We start from the raw sequence: 209 nt of genomic DNA on the forward strand, positions 1-209 counted from the left end.
ATGAAGAAGGATCTGGCGATCAGGGCGCTGGATATGGCGGTGCGCCTGCGCCAGCCTCCAGAAGGCTGCCTTTTCCATTCGGATCGCGGCAGCCAATATTGTTCGTACGACTATCAGAAAAAGCTGCAGGCCTATGGCCTGCGTCCATCGATGAGCGGCAAGGGAAATTGTTACGACAACGCCTCCGTCGAGACATTCTTCAAATCCCT

The 209-nt window shown here is 55.0% G+C and carries 1 protein-coding gene; it reads left to right on the forward strand.

Annotation, left to right across the window (positions count from 1 at the left end; all coding sequences use genetic code 11):
- Positions 1-209 (forward strand): DDE-type integrase/transposase/recombinase (locus tag G7A66_RS14715; protein ID WP_174296100.1); only part of this gene is annotated, 209 nt, incomplete at both ends.

The organism is Alteripontixanthobacter muriae (assembly GCF_013336795.1).
Classification (GTDB): Bacteria; Pseudomonadota; Alphaproteobacteria; order Sphingomonadales; family Sphingomonadaceae; genus Pseudopontixanthobacter; species Pseudopontixanthobacter muriae.